The sequence below is a fragment of the Secundilactobacillus muriivasis genome (assembly GCF_054785195.1).
The window spans coordinates 104,764-121,006 of the sequence record NZ_BAABMI010000006.1 but is presented as its reverse complement, the minus strand read 5'-3'; the positions used below and the strand labels follow the sequence as shown (position 1 = coordinate 121,006).

The 16,243-nt window shown below is 48.2% G+C and carries 12 protein-coding genes and 1 other annotated feature; of the genes, 10 read left to right on the top strand and 2 right to left on the bottom strand.

Going from position 1 to position 16,243, the window contains the following annotated elements; genetic code table 11:
• Positions 1–168: 168 nt before the first annotated feature.
• Positions 169–987, bottom strand: coding sequence for a 2-keto-4-pentenoate hydratase (locus ACYVR3_RS01420; RefSeq protein ID WP_054737162.1), 819 nt, complete (start codon positions 985–987; stop codon positions 169–171).
• A gap of 384 nt (positions 988–1,371) precedes the next feature.
• Positions 1,372–1,616: a binding site (T-box leader), on the bottom strand.
• A gap of 516 nt (positions 1,617–2,132) precedes the next feature.
• On the opposite strand from ACYVR3_RS01420, the gene ACYVR3_RS01415 reads away from it, so the two are divergent.
• From ACYVR3_RS01415 to ACYVR3_RS01390, 6 genes are all read left to right on the top strand, one after another.
• Positions 2,133–3,644, top strand: coding sequence for a C39 family peptidase (locus tag ACYVR3_RS01415; protein WP_461242823.1), 1,512 nt, complete (start codon positions 2,133–2,135; stop codon positions 3,642–3,644).
• Entirely contained in the window at positions 3,631–4,599 is a 969-nt protein-coding gene (locus tag ACYVR3_RS01410) for an N-acetylmuramoyl-L-alanine amidase (protein ID WP_461242822.1), read from the top strand. The genes ACYVR3_RS01415 and ACYVR3_RS01410 overlap by 14 nt, the downstream gene beginning before the upstream one ends.
• A 371-nt stretch (positions 4,600–4,970) precedes the next feature.
• A complete protein-coding gene (arcD, locus tag ACYVR3_RS01405) occupies positions 4,971–6,389 on the top strand; it encodes an arginine-ornithine antiporter (protein WP_461242821.1) in 1,419 nt (472 codons plus the stop codon).
• A gap of 1,162 nt (positions 6,390–7,551) precedes the next feature.
• Positions 7,552–8,286, top strand: a complete 735-nt coding sequence (locus tag ACYVR3_RS01400) for a C40 family peptidase (RefSeq protein WP_461242820.1) — start codon at positions 7,552–7,554, stop codon at positions 8,284–8,286.
• An 11-nt stretch (positions 8,287–8,297) separates the two neighbouring features.
• Positions 8,298–9,206 carry a GH25 family lysozyme gene (locus tag ACYVR3_RS01395; protein ID WP_461242819.1) on the top strand — a complete coding sequence of 303 codons (909 nt, stop codon included), beginning with the start codon at positions 8,298–8,300 and terminating at the stop codon, positions 9,204–9,206.
• 11 nt (positions 9,207–9,217) lie between these two features.
• The gene (locus ACYVR3_RS01390; RefSeq protein WP_461242818.1) at positions 9,218–9,883 is read left to right on the top strand and encodes a hypothetical protein; all 666 of its coding nucleotides are present in this window, start codon (positions 9,218–9,220) and stop codon (positions 9,881–9,883) included.
• 797 nt (positions 9,884–10,680) lie between these two features.
• Here ACYVR3_RS01390 and ACYVR3_RS01385 read toward each other — a convergent pair.
• The gene (locus ACYVR3_RS01385) at positions 10,681–11,532 is read right to left on the bottom strand and encodes a helix-turn-helix domain-containing protein (RefSeq protein WP_461242817.1); all 852 of its coding nucleotides are present in this window, start codon (positions 11,530–11,532) and stop codon (positions 10,681–10,683) included.
• Positions 11,533–11,924: 392 nt separating this feature from the next.
• Here ACYVR3_RS01385 and argC point away from each other — a divergent pair, with 392 nt between their 5' ends.
• Genes argC through ACYVR3_RS01365 form a run of 4 tightly spaced genes read left to right on the top strand, consistent with a single transcriptional unit; the run spans position 11,925 to position 16,085 of the window.
• Complete coding sequence (gene argC, locus ACYVR3_RS01380; protein WP_461242816.1) at positions 11,925–12,962, top strand: N-acetyl-gamma-glutamyl-phosphate reductase; 1,038 nt, start codon at positions 11,925–11,927, stop codon at positions 12,960–12,962.
• A 16-nt stretch (positions 12,963–12,978) separates the two neighbouring features.
• Complete coding sequence (argJ, locus tag ACYVR3_RS01375; RefSeq protein WP_461242815.1) at positions 12,979–14,175, top strand: bifunctional glutamate N-acetyltransferase/amino-acid acetyltransferase ArgJ; 1,197 nt, start codon at positions 12,979–12,981, stop codon at positions 14,173–14,175.
• 18 nt (positions 14,176–14,193) lie between these two features.
• On the top strand, positions 14,194–14,937 hold the full coding sequence (argB, locus tag ACYVR3_RS01370; RefSeq protein ID WP_461242814.1) for an acetylglutamate kinase: 744 nt from the start codon (positions 14,194–14,196) through the stop codon (positions 14,935–14,937).
• A complete protein-coding gene (locus ACYVR3_RS01365; protein ID WP_461242813.1) occupies positions 14,937–16,085 on the top strand; it encodes an acetylornithine transaminase in 1,149 nt (382 codons plus the stop codon). The genes argB and ACYVR3_RS01365 overlap by 1 nt, the downstream gene beginning before the upstream one ends.
• Positions 16,086–16,243: the final 158 nt, after the last annotated feature.

The following is a 16,243-nucleotide window of genomic DNA, read 5'->3' as shown; positions in this document are numbered from 1 at the left end:
CGCGGCATCTTTCCACTATAGAAAACCAGAATCACTGAATTTCACAAACTAAACATGCTTACGCTGGACACAAACGTAAGTCAAAAACCCAGATTCCTTATACGACAAAAAAACGGACCGCCAAATTGGCAGTCCGTTTTTTAATGTGATTAAACTGAGAACAAAGGATTATTTCCGGTTAACATGTAGGAAGACGGCGCCCATGCCCTTGTCGAAAGTGGCTTTCCAGTCACCCTTAGTCAAGGATTCTGGTAACAAGAAGGTCCCGCTAGAAACGCGTTGGCCAGCCTTGAGTGGCATGCCTTGGTCCTCGAGCTTCTTGACGAGCCATTGAAGTGAGTTCAGTGGGTTGCCGAGAACTTCTGATGAAGCGCCATCCTTGAGCTTCTTACCGTCATGGAAGAGTTCGCAGTGAACGTCGGCGAGGTCGTCAGGGGCGTTGAAGAGTTTGTCGGTATCCATTTCTTCACCGTAGACCACGTAACCACCAACGGCTGCGTCAGACATGACCATGTATTTTGATAAACTTGGGAACCAGTCACTGAAACGTGAGTCTGGAACTTCGACTGCGGCGGCGACTTGGGTCTTGTGGAAGAGGTCGTCTAAGGAATCGGTGCTCTTGAGATCTTCCTTGGCAGTAAACATCATTTCAACTTCGGCCAGTGGTTCCATGACATCGTTGGCCTCAACGGTGTGCGCTGATTTAACGAAGTGACTCTTCAATTGCGCACCGTAAAGGGGACAGTCGGAGTCAAACATGTCTTGCGTTTGCTTACTAGTTAGTGAAACCTTGTAGCCACCGACTTCTTCGTTCTTAAGTTCGGTCAAACGGCGTTGAACACGGTATGAAGCGGCTTCGTCACTGACAACGCCTTTGAAATCTTCTTCCTTCAATGGCTTGTGGGTGGTGTAGGCGTTAAATAACGCATCGGCTAACTTAGTTTCGGTTTCTGATAAAGTTTGGTTGCTTAATAATTGTTCACTCATGGGCGAGACCTCCAAATAATATGTGTAATATGTGATATTTAATTAAAACTATGTGCTGAACCAATATGTGTTGATGCTATGTGTGACGGTATCATGACCGCCGATATGTGACGCTATGTGAGAAATCATATGTTGACGCAATAAGTGTTGGTGCTATGTGATGTTGCTAATATGTGTCCCGCCAATTGTTGGTGGGTTCAACGAGAAATTGCACTTCATTGACGCTATGTGTTGAAACTAATATGTGTTGAATCTGAGAAATCTGAATGTCGCTTGAATCATCTGACGCCATAATGCCAACTTCCAATCGTCCTCACCACCTTTAATGTCTGATTAATTTAAATTCAGGAAACGAAAAAGCGCCCGTACTCGCAACTGCTTGCGAATAAGGACGCTTTCACGTGGTACCACCTTAGTTTATAACTTCATTGCTGAAATCACCTCTCACGTACGGCATTGCTGCGATACGCTTGGCACGATAATGGGTGCACCCAATGTGTTCTACTTCGGCATGGCCGGTTCGACACACAGCTCAGAGATGATCATCGCCTACGTTCGTCATTGCCTTCCACCAGCCGGCAACTCTCTTGATCCGAAACGAAGTTGATGTTTCTCGTCAACGCTTTTCATCTGAATTTAATGATTGGTATCAATTTACACCCAGCTGGGGGAGGTGTCAACAGGTTAATGGCAAAAAAATGAGAAAATGAGAACTTTTACTGGGGATAGGGTTGATGTGGCGGGGTTTTGGGAAAGTGAGATTTTTTTTTAAAATTATTTTTGGTTGGGGTTGGCGAGCATTATAACGGTTAGGTGAATGACTGAATGCGAAAATCGAGAAAAAGGGGATCTGCTTGGTAAGGATTGAAGTAATTTCTTAACTTACAAGTAGATGTCGATTTTATTCAGCTTCGAGACTGTTATCTAGCCTAACCGCCAATAGGCTTCCAAGCTTCGCTGGGTCGCGAGGAAAAACGCAGGTCCCGGCCATATAACGGCAATAAAGCGCAGCACCTAAGCCCGGGGCACTACGCTTTATTGCCGTTATATTCTGGAATCTAACCGCGTTTTTCCTCGCTCTCAATCGCCTCCAATGGTATACTTTGGGCTAAACGAACTAACAATAATAAAGTGAGGAATCGCTCGTGAAACTTTCAAAATTTCTGTTAGGAACCGCAGTGGGGTTAGCAGCTGGTGTTGCCGCACTGTACTACAAACAACGCACCGTTGAAGCGCCGGCTCGTCGGAATAACACCCGTATTTTTGATGACTTTTCAGCAGTTGACCTGGATGAATTTGGTGAACAACTCAGTGTTGCGGCAGCTGATCCCAAGGCGCTAGTTTTAGCCCAACCGGATGAAAAATACGTTCTGGAAGGTCGGCTAACTACACCGGAGTTTGATTTACCAGCCTTTAAAGACCTAGTCGTTTCGTGGAATGCACTTACCCCCGTTGGAACTGAAGTTGAAGTTTCCGCTCGGGTCAACGTTTCTGGTCGCTGGTCCAAGTGGCACAGTTGGGGCCGCTGGTCAACGAATCAGTTGAGCGGTAGTGTGGCTAACGATGTTGAGGATAGTTTAGCTGGCATCGATACGGATACCTTAACGGTAAAGACCGGCGTGGCAACACGGGCCCAGTTAAGTATCCGACTTCGGTCAAATGACCAGCGGCAGACGCCGGTCTTAAAATTGTTGGCAGCTAGTGTGAAGCCCGTTAAAACGGATCTGATGGTGGATGATCAAACGGTTGAAGTTGACCGGGTAATTTCAGCGCCGGCTTATTCTCAAGAAATTCGCGATCCTAAGTTGGCGCCCGGTATCTGCAGTCCAACCACGATTTCGATGGCCGTCAATCGGCAAAACGCTGACATTTTACCGGAAGAAGCGGCGTTGCGGAACTACGATACGACTTATGATGGGTTTGGTAACTGGTCGTTTAGTACTGCCATGGCTGGTAGTTTGGGCTACCGGGCGTATACCGCGTTCACTGATCTAGATGGTCTTCGCCGCGAAATTGCGAAGGGCTTTCCGGTAGGCGTTAGCGTTCAGTATACGAATGATCCAAATAACGGCAAACTGCCTTACGTTGAACAGGCCCCAGGGGACACTTACGGCCATTTATTATTGGTAACTGGTTTTACCAAGTTGAATGGTGTTGATATGGTAACGGTCAACGATTCTTACGCTGATCATGATGATGAGGCCAAACGCTTTTACCGACTGGACCAATTCAGTGAAGCCTGGCATTCACGGGTAGCCTACTTTGTGGGTGCTAACTACGATGGTTACGACCGGTTGGCCCAACCAAGTCGGGTAACGGTGGACTTAGTACCAGATGGGACGCATCAGTATTTTTCAGTTAACCTTCATGAACAACGCCTCCCAATCACTAAGGAAATGATCACCCAGTCGAAGCCGTTTACCTTGGCGTCAACCACGGTGGCGGTCACGACTGACGGTGGTGATCCGGTGGCAACCACTGCTCAGCAACACTTTGAGTATGCGGATGTCGATGACGAAGGCCGTTTGGCAATTGACGTTGATGCCATTAAAGCCGCTAATCCGGCTGCAACAGAAATCACCGTCTATATTGCACGGCTTGCGCAACCAACGCTTGTCGGAACCATTCCGCTGGTAATCAGTCATGATCCGGAATAGGGTTCCGGCACTAGCTGGTAACTATACGGTTGCTGATCGTCCGAATGACACGGCATTGCACTACATTGTGATCCACGCCACTGAATTATCGTATCCGGAGACGGTGACGCGGTTTCAGACGGCGCATCAGGTTAGCGCGCACGCGGTGTTGCGTGGGTCGGATGGGTTAGTAACGGAGATGGTGGCACCTAAGGATATTGCTTGGCACGCTGGTAACTGGGACATGAATGTTCGATCACTAGGTATTGAACAAGAAGCCTTTGAACACGATGCGTCATCGTTTACGGTACCGATGTTACGGGCGTTAGCGGAATTGATTTTAACGTGGTCACGAAAATACGCGATTCCGCTTGATCGTGCGCACATCATTGGCCACGACAACGTGCCGGGACGAACACCGACTGATCAGCTTGCGATGCACCGGGATCCAGGTGCGTTGTTTGATTGGCAACGCTTATTCGACTTACTGGGCATCGCAACACCGCGAATTCGAGAACCGCAAGTTGGGGCTGCCGTTGAAGTCGTTGCGAATGTGGCCTCGGTCTATGTGTCACCAACAACTGATAGCGCGTTGATTGCACCAACAGATCAACCGGCTTGGCAGCATCAGGTTAGTTTTGGCCAACGGTTTGTCTGCGCCGCCCAACAGGATGGCTGGACGGCAATCTGGTACGGCGGTCAAATTGGTTGGGTGAAAAATCCGGCTAATCAGGTGTTAACGCAGGTATCGACTGATATTTGGCAAACGGATGCTGAAACGACTGAGATTTATGGCACCACGCAGCCAGAGGCTGAACCACTAGCAACGGTTACGGCGGGGGAACAGTACGTCATTGGTCAGCGGTTAACGGGACTGCAAACTAGCGAGGTTGCGGGCCGGTTTCAAGTCCAACCAACGGCAACCCAATTTAACCAGATTTGGTTCAACCACCGCCTAGCTTACGTTCGCGCATAATGATTGAATGACAAGATTCATTTTCCGAGAGGGAGAATGAATCTTTTTTTGTACTAAAAATCATTAATATACACAAAATGTATATATTCATTGCAATTAGACGGTGAATTTTAAGCAGTTTTCTTGACATAAACCTTTTGATATAAGTAGTTAGACCTAATATCGAGGCTGAAAATTGTTTCGCCAAGTTTATTCACGAAATTTTACAAAAAAATTCACATTTTTCCCATATTCTGTTAATATTATTTGGTTACACTTAAAGTATAAATAAAGAATAAGGTGCATAAATTGACGCCGAATTACCGACAGTCTCGAGAACGATCCGTTAACCAATGACACGTATTCAGCACCCTTAAAAGGAGGGAAACGTTATGGCAACCCAAACTAAAAAAATCAACGGCCTCTCATTGACCGCTTTAGTGATCACCACCGCAATCGGTTCCGGCATTTTTGCCCTAAGTAGCGACCTTGCCACGGCTGCTTCTCCCGGTGCCGCGATCCTCTCTTGGCTGATCGTTGGTTTCGGTATCTTGATGTTGGCGGCCTGTTTTAATAATTTGTTGAATAAACGCTCTGATTTGGAAGGTATTTTTTCATATGGGCGGGCTGGGTTTGGTCCCTTCGTTGGCTTTATCAGTGGCTGGGGGTACTGGATGTCAGCCTGGTTAGGCAACGTGGCCTTTTCAACGGTCTGTATGAGCGCGCTGGGGTACTTCTTTCCGGTGCTTCACAACACCAACAGTCCCTTTACGGTGGCTGTTGCTAGTTTATTCGCGTGGTCGCTGACGTTCCTGGTGAATCGCGGGGTAGAAAGTGCGGCGATGGTCAATGCGATCATTACGATCTGTAAACTGATTCCGATTTTTACCTTCATTATCGTCGCCGCAATTGTTTTTGACGGTCACATCTTTACTGCTCAGTTCTGGGGCAACATGACCGGACCGATGTCGGCCAGCGTTGTGGGCCATCAAATTAAAAACTCCCTGATGGTCATGATGTGGGTATTCGTTGGGATCGAAGGCGCAACGGTGCTGTCATCCCGGGCGAAGAGTCGGCGGACGGCAGGAACGGCAACAATCGTTGGTGTGAGTTGTCTGTTGGTCATTTACATTTTAGCTTCGATTTTACCCTATGGTTACATGACCCGGACGCAGTTAGCTGGGCTAAAGCAACCCGCGATGGTCTACATTTTTGAACAAATGGTTGGCCCGTGGGGTGGTGCCTTCATTAGTATCGGCTTGTTCATTTCGGTTGTTGGCGCCTGGCTTTCTTGGACGATGCTACCGGCGGAAACGATGAGTCTGATGGCGAAACAGGGTCTGTTACCGAAACGATTTGCGAAAACCAACCGTCACGGGGCGCCAACGTTAGCATTGATGACGACCGCCTGCATGGTTCAAGGGTTCATGATCATGTTGATCTTCGCGGAACGGGCTTACGAATTTGCCTATAGTCTGTGCACCGCCTCCATCGTGGTGTGTTACATCATCGTTGCCGCGTACCAGATCAAATACTCGTGGCAGCATCGTCACGAACGCGGTAATCGGCTACAACTATTGATTGGGTTGGCAGCACTGATCTTCCAACTCGTTGGCATCAGCTTAGCCGGATTGCAGTACCTGTTCATCTGCCTCATCGTTTACGTACCGGGCATTATTCTTTACATGATGACCCGGAAACGTGATGTTGGCCGTTTTCTCACTAAGTTGGAGTGGTCGGCTACGATTCTGATTTGTAGCGGTGCCGTTTTGACGGTAACGTTGCTGTTGATGGGACGACTTTCAATCTAAATAATGCTTTATCGAACGCGCTCACTGTAATTCGGTGAACGCATTTTTTATTGTCGTTTGTGTCTAGCGTAAGCATTCTTCTGTTTAGTTTGTGAAGTTCGGTGATTTGTGTAAACTGTCGATTCCGGTATCCGGTCAGGTTCCTGCTGTGGGGCCGGCCTGAGCCAAAGGACGGTCTCAGTCCTCGAATTTCAGCCTCGCCAAAACCCATGCGAGTCTGAAATTCGTCCCCGATAATTGGCGGTTGTTGGAAAGTCGCCAACAACCACCAATTATCGCGACACAGCATACACCTGACCGGCTACCTCCATCTCACATTGCGCAGTTCGGTACTATCGTAGAACATCTCAAGTGCCTGACTGTACGGTTGGCTACAGGATTGCAATGGTCAACGTTGATTCGACGAACGCCTCAGCTGGTGCAGTCTGAGTGTTAACGTAACTACGTTAAATCTACATAAATGTGACGCACGCTTGGCGAATCTTCTACAGCGCAATCGTCTATTCATTCCGACAACTGAGCATCGACCATAATTGTTTCTGCAGCTATTGAGTTACTGTCCAATGTTGCCACTACGCAGTTTCGTCAACTTCAGCATGTAACAGTTCACAATTCTGGCCACGACAGCGCACCATGTAGCGGGAGGCGGAGGCGCGCGAGGCTCAGCAGTGTCGGTATGACTTAAGCAGTCGTAGTTCGTGGGGTTCGGACTGCGAGTGCTTTAGTCATACGCGGGTCCGGAGAGATCCGGCACGGAAGTGGTCTTCTTCCGTTCCTAGCTCGTAGGCCCGCCACTGCGTTCCAGCCTCGCATAGCGCCGGAGCCTCCCGCGGCATCTTCCCACAATCAGAAAACCAGAATCACCGTACTTCACAAACTGAACATGCTTACGCTGGACACAAACGTATCCGCTGAATAAGAAATTAATTGTTAAGTTAATTCCACCTAAAACACCGCTACAACAACGTTTTAACGAACTGTAAATTACAACCACATTGCAAAAAGATGTCGCGCAACTGAATGTTAATCAGGATGCAAGTCCGGCGTAACGTTGTCGTTATATTTTGGGCGTAATGTGGAAACTGTTAAGTAGGGGAAGTTAAATTGCCTTCAGTAAGAACTTACTGATAAGTGGGGTGAAAAGCACAAGGGAGTGTTTGATGTGCATCACTGGCAACAACTGAAAACGGGTTTGTTAATGGTCCTTAGTTTAGGGTTATTTGTCGTTGGGTTCGGGGTTTCCGCGCATGCGGCGACAACGGCCACGATTGTGAGTCAAAGTAGTATGACGCCAACGACTTATGTTCGGAAGGCGGCTACTGGCTGGACCTATAATTTGGACACGAGTGGCAGTACCGTCACATTTGGCGCGAAAAGTCACTATTTAGCTAATTATCCTAGTACTACTTGGGAAGCAACCAAGAAGATGACCCTGAAGAAAAACGGGACAAATTACCTGTACTACTACATTTCCAACGTGGGCAACACAGTTCACGGCTGGATCTGGCACGGGTACCTCAAGGCGGGTGCGACAACCGCAACCGTTGTGGGAATGGCCAAGAAGGAACTGGGCAAGCCATACAGCTATGGCGGGAACGGTCCCAGTGCGTTTGATTGTTCTGGCCTAACGACGTACGTGTATAAAAATGCCGCCGACAAGACCCTGCCACGAACCGCGCAAGCGCAATACAATACTTACGCGCACGTTAGCAGCAGTAACCTCAAACAAGGGGATTTAGCCTTCTTCGGTGGCAGTACCTCAAGCATTTCTCACGTGGGCATCTACGTGGGTGACGGCAAGATGATCGATGCGCAAAACTATGGCGTGATCACGGAAGCAATTTCGGCACCGTGGTGGCACTTAGTGGGTTATGCACGACCAATGTCGTTATCTTAGGAGGTGCAGCGATGTTTAAACAACAAGTTGTAAAATTTGGTGTCCGTTGTCTCTTGGCAGCGGTGACGCTAATGGCTGGTGTTGGCGCGTTGAATCAAACGGCCCACGCAGCAACGATGGGCACGTCGATTCCAGACCTATCAGAATGGCAGGGCGCGTTAACGGCCACTGAAGTTCAAAATTTGAAAAAGACCGTGCCGTTCGTGATTCTGCGAGTGCAGTACGGCAGCGACTACAAGGACAAGGACTTCGCCGCCAATGTGGCTTTGTGTGAAAAATATGGACTGGAATACGGCGTGTACTCTTTCAGCCAGTATTCAAGTACGTCCGATGCCAAAACCGAAGCTAAGGATTTGTATACGCGGGCCCCTAACGCTGACTTTTACGTCAACGATTACGAGGACCAAACTGTTTCAAGCGGGACGACGAATAGCGCAACGGCAGCGTGGTACAGCGAATTACGCTCCAAAGCACCGCATAAACGCATTCTGTTTTATTCCTATCAAAGCTTCGCCAACGAGTACGCCGCAACCGCAATGACCAAGTACGATGGCTACTGGTTGGCGGCCTATCAATCTGCCGAACCAACGGTGGCGCACGTGTTATGGCAGTACACCGATAGTTATTACGCCTCAGCACTGAACCAGAACGTGGATGCCAGCAAGAAACACGGCAAAAACAAGAGCTGGTTCCTGTCATCGCGAGCCATCAGTTTCAACAAAACGGTAACGGTCAAGAAGGCGGGTTACACCATTTGGCGTAGCCTAGCTTGGACCAAGACCAACGGTACCACGAAGACCGGAACAACGTATACGGCGAAATACTACTATAACCACTTCAATGGATCAACGTACTATTCGTTGTATCAAAACGGCAAGTGGGTCGGTTACGTCAATAAGAACGCAATGACGGTTGAGTAGAGGTGAAGAAAATGAATAAGAAACGATTATGGTTACTTGGTGGGCTATTGGCAACCGGATTAGTTGCGACAGTGTTAGTGAATAGTCCACTTACGAAAATCCATGGTGATGCAACGCCAACGACCGCTCAATTGTCGGTGCCCAATCAAGTGAAGACAAGCACCCAAACTGCGGCAGTTGATCAAGTTTCTGGGACTGCAAGCAATGCAAAAGTTACCTATCAAACGGCTGGGCAATCAGCCACCACGGCAACTTATCAACAAAAAACAACTGCCACTCAGTCGAAAGCGGCGAAGCAGGTTGCCACCCAAGATCACAGTGGTGAAACAGTTAAGTTGACCGACGGCACGACTGCCAAAGAACAAGGGGTCATGGGGCACGTCTATGTCACTTGGCAAAAAGGTAACTGGTCCGTGACAGCGGTGACGGATACGACCCAATTGTTACATACCGAACCTACCACACTGGCGTCACAGGTGAATAAACAATTGAAACAAAATGACATCACGACCCAATCAGTGGCAAAGGGTGCCGTTACCGTGTATTCGACAACGCAAGCTACCCCAGCTAATCAAATTAGTTGGCAGAATCAACAGAATAAGAAACAAGTTGCAACCGTGACTGGTCAGCAGGCCGGAACGGTGTATCAGATTGCTAAATCGGCTGTTGCGGATTAGTGATTATTAACCAAAAGGAACTCATCGTTTGCGGTGAGTTCCTTTTTGCTTACGCTTGTGTTTGGTTTGTGAAGTGCAGTGATTTGCTTGGAATGTCGATTCCGGTCAGCGGCTAGGTTCCTGCTGTGGGGCCGGCCTGAGCCTAAGAGCGGTCTCAGGCCTCGAATTCAAGCCTCGCCAATCATCGCGACACAGCATCCACCTAGCCGCTGACCTCCATCATACATTGGCGCAATTCGGTGCTATTGTAGACCATCTCAAGTGCTTAACTGAACGTCATGCTACAGTATGACAGCGATTGATGTTAACTCGGTAAACAGCACAGTCGTTCAGTAGTCGTCATTTCCGTGATGAACAAGTCTATCCTGAACATTGACTCAACTCGCTTGAGCGTACTGCTGACTCGATGTCGTTACGTTGTCATTCAACACTTGCTGAGATGCTTGCAATTGTCAGCGTGCGACAGTTTGGCCCTTCATGATAAATTTTCGAGAGTGCGGTAATCGATGCCGAAAACCCGCAAACAAGAGGTCGGTCAGAAAATTGGGCTCAGCCGTGAAATTTCACTTAGCTGGTGAACTTCCAGCTTAGTGAAAGGCCGAATTCTGAGACGTGTTTTTCCGGCTCAGAATCGTGCCCACGGCGTTCCAGCCCAAATTTTCTGACCGACCGGTTGTGCCCACAATATCACCCATGATTAACGCGCCAACGAAGCCGAATTTCACAAACTTCGCACACTATCGCTGGACACAAACGACAACAAAAAAAGACATGCCAAACACGGCATGTCTTTTGCGTTAAATGGTAGCTTGCGTTTCCTTTATCCGTTCCAGCAATAACTGGTTATCGTTAAGCTTCGCAAAGGTCTTGGCATCATTCAGTAATTCAATAACGTCAGTGGTTGGCTTATTGAGCGCAATCGCATTTTGCGCCTGACGGAAACGAATCCGAGCGGCGTAGTAGGTGACGTGGTTGTTGGCACAGATGTCGTAACCGTAGGCCAGAAGTGGGTCGCTGGTCTTGAAGTCGTTGACGTGGGCGAAGTATTCGGCCGTGTAGAAGACCATGTTGAGGGCCCGCCAGATGGATTTATTACTATTAAGTGGTAGGTTGTGCAGGTCATCGAAAACCTTTTGGAAGAAGAACTCGCTCTTTTGGTTTTCGTGGTTGTGACTGTAGGCGATGCCGCTCCCGGTATAAGCGAGGTTGGTGAAAATGGTGCTGTGGTTGTCGTCTAAGTCGTTCAAAATTAAGTTGAAGTAGTAGAGCGCATCCGCAATCGGTTCCTCACGTAGCGCTGTGAGGTAGCCTTTGACAAAGTAGTACTGCATCTGGCCGTTAGCGGTGAGGTCGGTGAAGTTAACTTTCTCAAGGTCGGCGCTGGCGCTATCGTATTCACTAGTGATCAACTTAAATTCGGCCTGGTCGAGCAACTCACTTGCTTCTGATTGAGCAGGTGGGTTGACCGGAAAGACATCGTCCAGGGTTAGGCTAAGACGCGCGCAAAGTTGAGTCAGAATTCGGATTGCGGGCGCCTTACCAGAGTTTTCAAATTTACTGAGGGTCGCTTGGGTACAAATGCCATCGCAAAGTTCGGCCTGTGACAAACCAAGGGCTTTACGCGCTTTAATAAATCGTTCTATATTCATAATTTTATCAGTCCAATTATTATTTTATATTTACGGCAATTATAGCAGATTATTCTTCGTTAATCACTGAACGATTCAAAATTAAACTAGAATGGAATATTTTGCTGATGATGGCGGAGGCTAGCGCTGGAAGTGCGCAATATTCATCTATTAAGGAAAAATGGTTTCTTATACATATATTCATCATATTATGTATGGAAGTTTGTTGAATTCGTTAACCATTTTCGTGTAATTATTCGCTTTATTATGTATATTCACTGTATTTTAGTGTAGTTTATACATAAAATTAAAGAAAATTGCTGTTTTTAGAAATAATGATTGCGTTTTAATCTTTATGAGAATATAGTAAGGAACATACAAATAAGCGAATTAATATAAAATGAGGTGAGTCAATGAACGTTGCGATAGTTGGGGTTACGGGTTACAGCGGCACGGTGTTATACAGTTTGCTGGTTAACCACCCACAAGTTACTCAGATTAACTTATACGGACATACAAATGAAGGAGAAAACGGGGATGTCCGCTATCTCGACGAGCTCATTGCCGGTTACCACGGCCAACACGTGCCACTTCAAGCGTTTGATCCGGAAAAAATCATGGCGGATAACGATGTGGTGTTCTTTGCGACATCGTCCGGCGTCAGCAGTCAGTTAGCCGGGCCATTTATCAAGGCGAAGTTCCCAGTGATCGATTTATCTGGCGACTACCGGTTACCAGATCCAGCCACCTACGAGAAGTGGTATCACAAGCCAGCTGCGGATGCGGCTGATTTAGCGCAGGCCACTTATAGCCTTGCCGACTTTTACGCTGAGAAAACGAACTACATTGCGAACCCGGGGTGTTACGCAACGGCAACGCTGCTCGGATTAGCGCCAATGGTGCAACAGGATTTGATCGATCCAGATAGCATTATTGTGGATGCCAAGTCTGGGACGTCAGGAGCTGGTAAATCCCTCAGTCAACTGACACATTTCACCGAAGAAAACGACAACTTGCAGTTATACCAACTTAATAAGCACAAGCACATTCCAGAAGTTGTTCAACAACTGCATCAGTGGAACGATCAAGTGAATGCCATTCAGTTTAGCACCACGCTACTCCCGCTCACGACCGGGCTGATGGCTAGCATCTACGCCAAGGTTAAGCCGGGTGTGACTCAGGAATCCTTGATGGCGGCGTTCAATACCGTTTATGCGGATCACCCATTCGTTCACGTGATGGATGGCGAAACGCCAAGCCTGAAGCAAGTCGTTGGCACCAATAACTGTGATCTGGGCATAGTTTACAACCCCGTGACCCACACGGTAATGGTGATCAGCGTGATCGATAACCTGATCAAAGGGGCTGCTGGACAAGCAGTTCAAAACTTTAACCACCTATTTAACTTTAACGAAACCACTGGCCTACCAACGTTGCCAGTCTTTGCTTAGAAAAGGAGCGTTGTTTATGACAGTGACAACAATTGACTTTCAATGGCCAGCCGGCTTTTATAACGACGGCATCGAGATTGGCCTAGGAACCGTTGATAAGAAGGACTTCGGTTACCTCTTCTCAGAAGTCCCCGCAACGGCTGCCGGGACTTATACCACCAACCAGTTTCAAGCAGCCCCAACGAAGTTAACTAAAGATACCATTAACCAAAACCATCACCTCCAAGCGGTGGTTATGAACAGTGCGATTGCGAATTCTTGTACCGGGGTGCAGGGGGAACAGGATGCCCAAACCGAACAACAACTATTAGGCGAAAAGTTAGGCATCTCACCAGACTTAGTAGGGGTCGCTTCAACCGGTTTGATTGGCGCACCGCTACCAATGGACAAAATCAAAGCGGGCATCGCCCAATTACAGCCCGCAACCGATGATGGCGTAACCCAAGCGGTTTTGACGACTGACACCCATGCCAAGAAAGCCTGCGTTCAGGTGGAACTTGGTGGTCAGACGGTGACGATTGCGGGATTCTGTAAGGGTTCCGGTATGATTCACCCCAAGATGGCCACGATGCTGGGCTTTGTAACCACGGACGCGGCGATTGATGGTGAGTTACTACAACACACGTTAAGCACCGGCGTTGATACCACCTTCAATCAAATTACAGTTGATGGTGATACATCGACGAACGACATGGTCGTCGTGATGGCCAACGGGTTAGCGAAAAATGCCGAATTAACGTCAACAACGGATGCCGATTACGCGGCATTTGCCGAAGCCTTACACGTGGTTTTAGGTGAACTGGCCAAGCAAATCGCTGCCGATGGCGAAGGCGCAACTAAGCTTGTTGAATGTAACGTTTCGGGCGCCTTCAACGACCAAGAAGGCCAACAAGTGGCTAAAGCAATCGTTGGCTCCAACTTAGTTAAGGCCGCCATCTTCGGTCAAGACCCTAACTGGGGTCGAATCATCTCCACGATTGGTGCAACGGATGCCCACGTGGACATCGACCACGTGTCAATTACCCTGAACGGCATCTTGATGGTACGGGACAGTTTGGCAGTGCCGTTTGATCTTGATACGGCAGTTGATGCCATGAAAGAAAACCAAGTGACCATCGACGTTGCCCTCAACAGTGGGAATGCGACCGGCCAAGCTTGGGGTTGCGATTTAACTTATAACTACGTGAAAATTAACGCGAGCTATCACACTTAAAGAAGGGAAGCACGACCTATGAATCTGATCATCGTCAAAATCGGCGGCAACGCCATTCATCAATTAACTGCGGAATTTTTTGAACAGTTACGCGACTGGCGCCAAGCGGGCAAGAAGGTCCTCCTGATCCACGGTGGCGGGCCTCAGATTTCCAAGCTAGCCGATCAACTCGACATTCCAACGAAGAAGCAAAACGGAATTCGAGTGACTGACGACGCAACGTTAGCGCTATCCAAAATGGTGTTGCTGGGCGATTCTCAACCAGAACTGCTGACTCGCTTATCGCAGGCTGGGTTAGCAGCGGTGGGGTTAAATGCGGCGGATCAGAAACTATTGGTCGGCAAGTTTGTCGATCAACAACAGTACGGCTTCGTTGGTAGCATTTCAAGCGTTAATGAATTAGCGCTGTCGAGACTGTTAGCTGATCAAATTGGGGTTCTAGCACCCCTAGCACTGACAGCCAGTGGTGACTGGCTCAACGTCAACGCTGACACAGCGGCAGCCGACGTTGCCCGGTTATTAAAAGCCAACCAACTTTACCTATTAACGGATGTTCCTGGCGTGTTGAAGAACGGTCACGTGATCAGTCAATTGGTGCCACAAGATGTGACCCAGTTAATTGAAGAAAACGTGATTACGGCGGGCATGCAACCGAAACTCTCAGCAGCGGTTAAGGCCGTTCACGCGGGGGTTCAAGCGGTGCGCATTACCGACCAGTTGACCCACCCAGGCACCACACTTTTACAGGAGGCAATCGATTAATGACAATGGACCATGTATTTCCAACCTACGCCCGGTTCCCGTTTGAACCGGTAACCGCAACTGGTGTCACCATTACCGATGATCAAGGGAAGAACTACCTTGACTTTACGTCAGGCATCGGTGTTTGTAATTTAGGGTATCAAAATGCTGAGATTCAAGCGGCAGTCACTGACCAACTAGGCAAAATCTGGCACATCTCTAACCTGTACGAAAACCACCTCCAAGAAGCTGTGGCTGAGTTACTAGTTGGGAAGGAAGATAAGCTGGTGTTCTTTGCCAATTCCGGGACTGAAGCCAACGAAGCTGCGTTGAAATTAGCGCGGAAAGCTACCGGTAAGACCAAGGTGCTATCATTTAACCACTCCTTCCACGGACGGACTTACGGGTCGATGTCGATGACCGGTAACGCCCACATCCAAGAGGGGTTTGCGCCACTGGTTCCCGATATTAGCTTCGCAGATTACAATGACCCGGCCTCATTAGACGCGATTACCCCTGATTTAGCAGCCGTTATTCTGGAAGTCATTCAGGGTGAAGGTGGCGTCATTGTTGGTGACCCAGACTGGTTACGCGACGTCCAGGCGAAGTGTCAGGCCACTGATACGCTATTCATTATTGATGAAGTGCAAACTGGAATTGGTCGAACTGGGTTTAAATTTGCTTATGAAGGCGTCGGCCTAGATCCTGACATCGTCACTTCCGCTAAGGGCTTAGCCAATGGTCTGCCCGTTGGTGCAATGATTGGCAAGTCGAAACTTGGCAAGGCATTTGGTCCCGGCACTCACGGCTCGACCTTTGCGGGGAACCCGTTAACGATGGCTTCGGCTCAGGCCGTGTTGAAACAGCTAACGCCAGAATTCTTGGAACAGGTTCGCACGAAGGCCTTTAAGATCGGTCAAACGTTAGCGAAGTTTGAAGCGTTGCCGGTTGTGACTAGCGTGAGTGGTCGCGGGTTGATGATTGGGATTCATCTGACGGATGACTTACAGGTTAATGACATCATCACGGCGTTACAGGCAAAGGGCATCTTGACCCTATCCGCCGTTGGTAACACGTTACGGTTATTACCACCGTTGGTCATGTCAGTTGAAGACTTAGAGAGCGGGCTGACAACAATTTACGATGAATTGGTGGCACACACGAACTAAGAATTAAATTTAGAAATGAAAAATACCACGATGAGTGCTCGTTAACGGGGATTTATCGTGGCTTTTTTTATTAATTATCGAGTTGATGGCCGAACTGTGGTGGCTTTTATCAGTATGATGACGAATGCCTTTTAAATTAGAAAATAATTAAAATGCCA

Bases quoted from the DNA above. Each gene is read 5' to 3' on its own strand.
- ACYVR3_RS01420 (WP_054737162.1), bottom strand. From the start codon at position 987: ATGAGTGAACAATTATTAAGCAACCAAACTTTATCAGAAACCGAAACT.
- ACYVR3_RS01410 (WP_461242822.1), top strand. From the start codon at position 3,631: ATGATCCGGAATAGGGTTCCGGCACTAGCTGGTAACTATACGGTTGCT.
- arcD (WP_461242821.1), top strand. From the start codon at position 4,971: ATGGCAACCCAAACTAAAAAAATCAACGGCCTCTCATTGACCGCTTTA.
- ACYVR3_RS01395 (WP_461242819.1), top strand. From the start codon at position 8,298: ATGTTTAAACAACAAGTTGTAAAATTTGGTGTCCGTTGTCTCTTGGCA.
- ACYVR3_RS01390 (WP_461242818.1), top strand. From the start codon at position 9,218: ATGAATAAGAAACGATTATGGTTACTTGGTGGGCTATTGGCAACCGGA.
- ACYVR3_RS01385 (WP_461242817.1), bottom strand. From the start codon at position 11,532: ATGAATATAGAACGATTTATTAAAGCGCGTAAAGCCCTTGGTTTGTCA.
- argC (WP_461242816.1), top strand. From the start codon at position 11,925: ATGAACGTTGCGATAGTTGGGGTTACGGGTTACAGCGGCACGGTGTTA.
- argJ (WP_461242815.1), top strand. From the start codon at position 12,979: ATGACAGTGACAACAATTGACTTTCAATGGCCAGCCGGCTTTTATAAC.
- argB (WP_461242814.1), top strand. From the start codon at position 14,194: ATGAATCTGATCATCGTCAAAATCGGCGGCAACGCCATTCATCAATTA.
- ACYVR3_RS01365 (WP_461242813.1), top strand. From the start codon at position 14,937: ATGACAATGGACCATGTATTTCCAACCTACGCCCGGTTCCCGTTTGAA.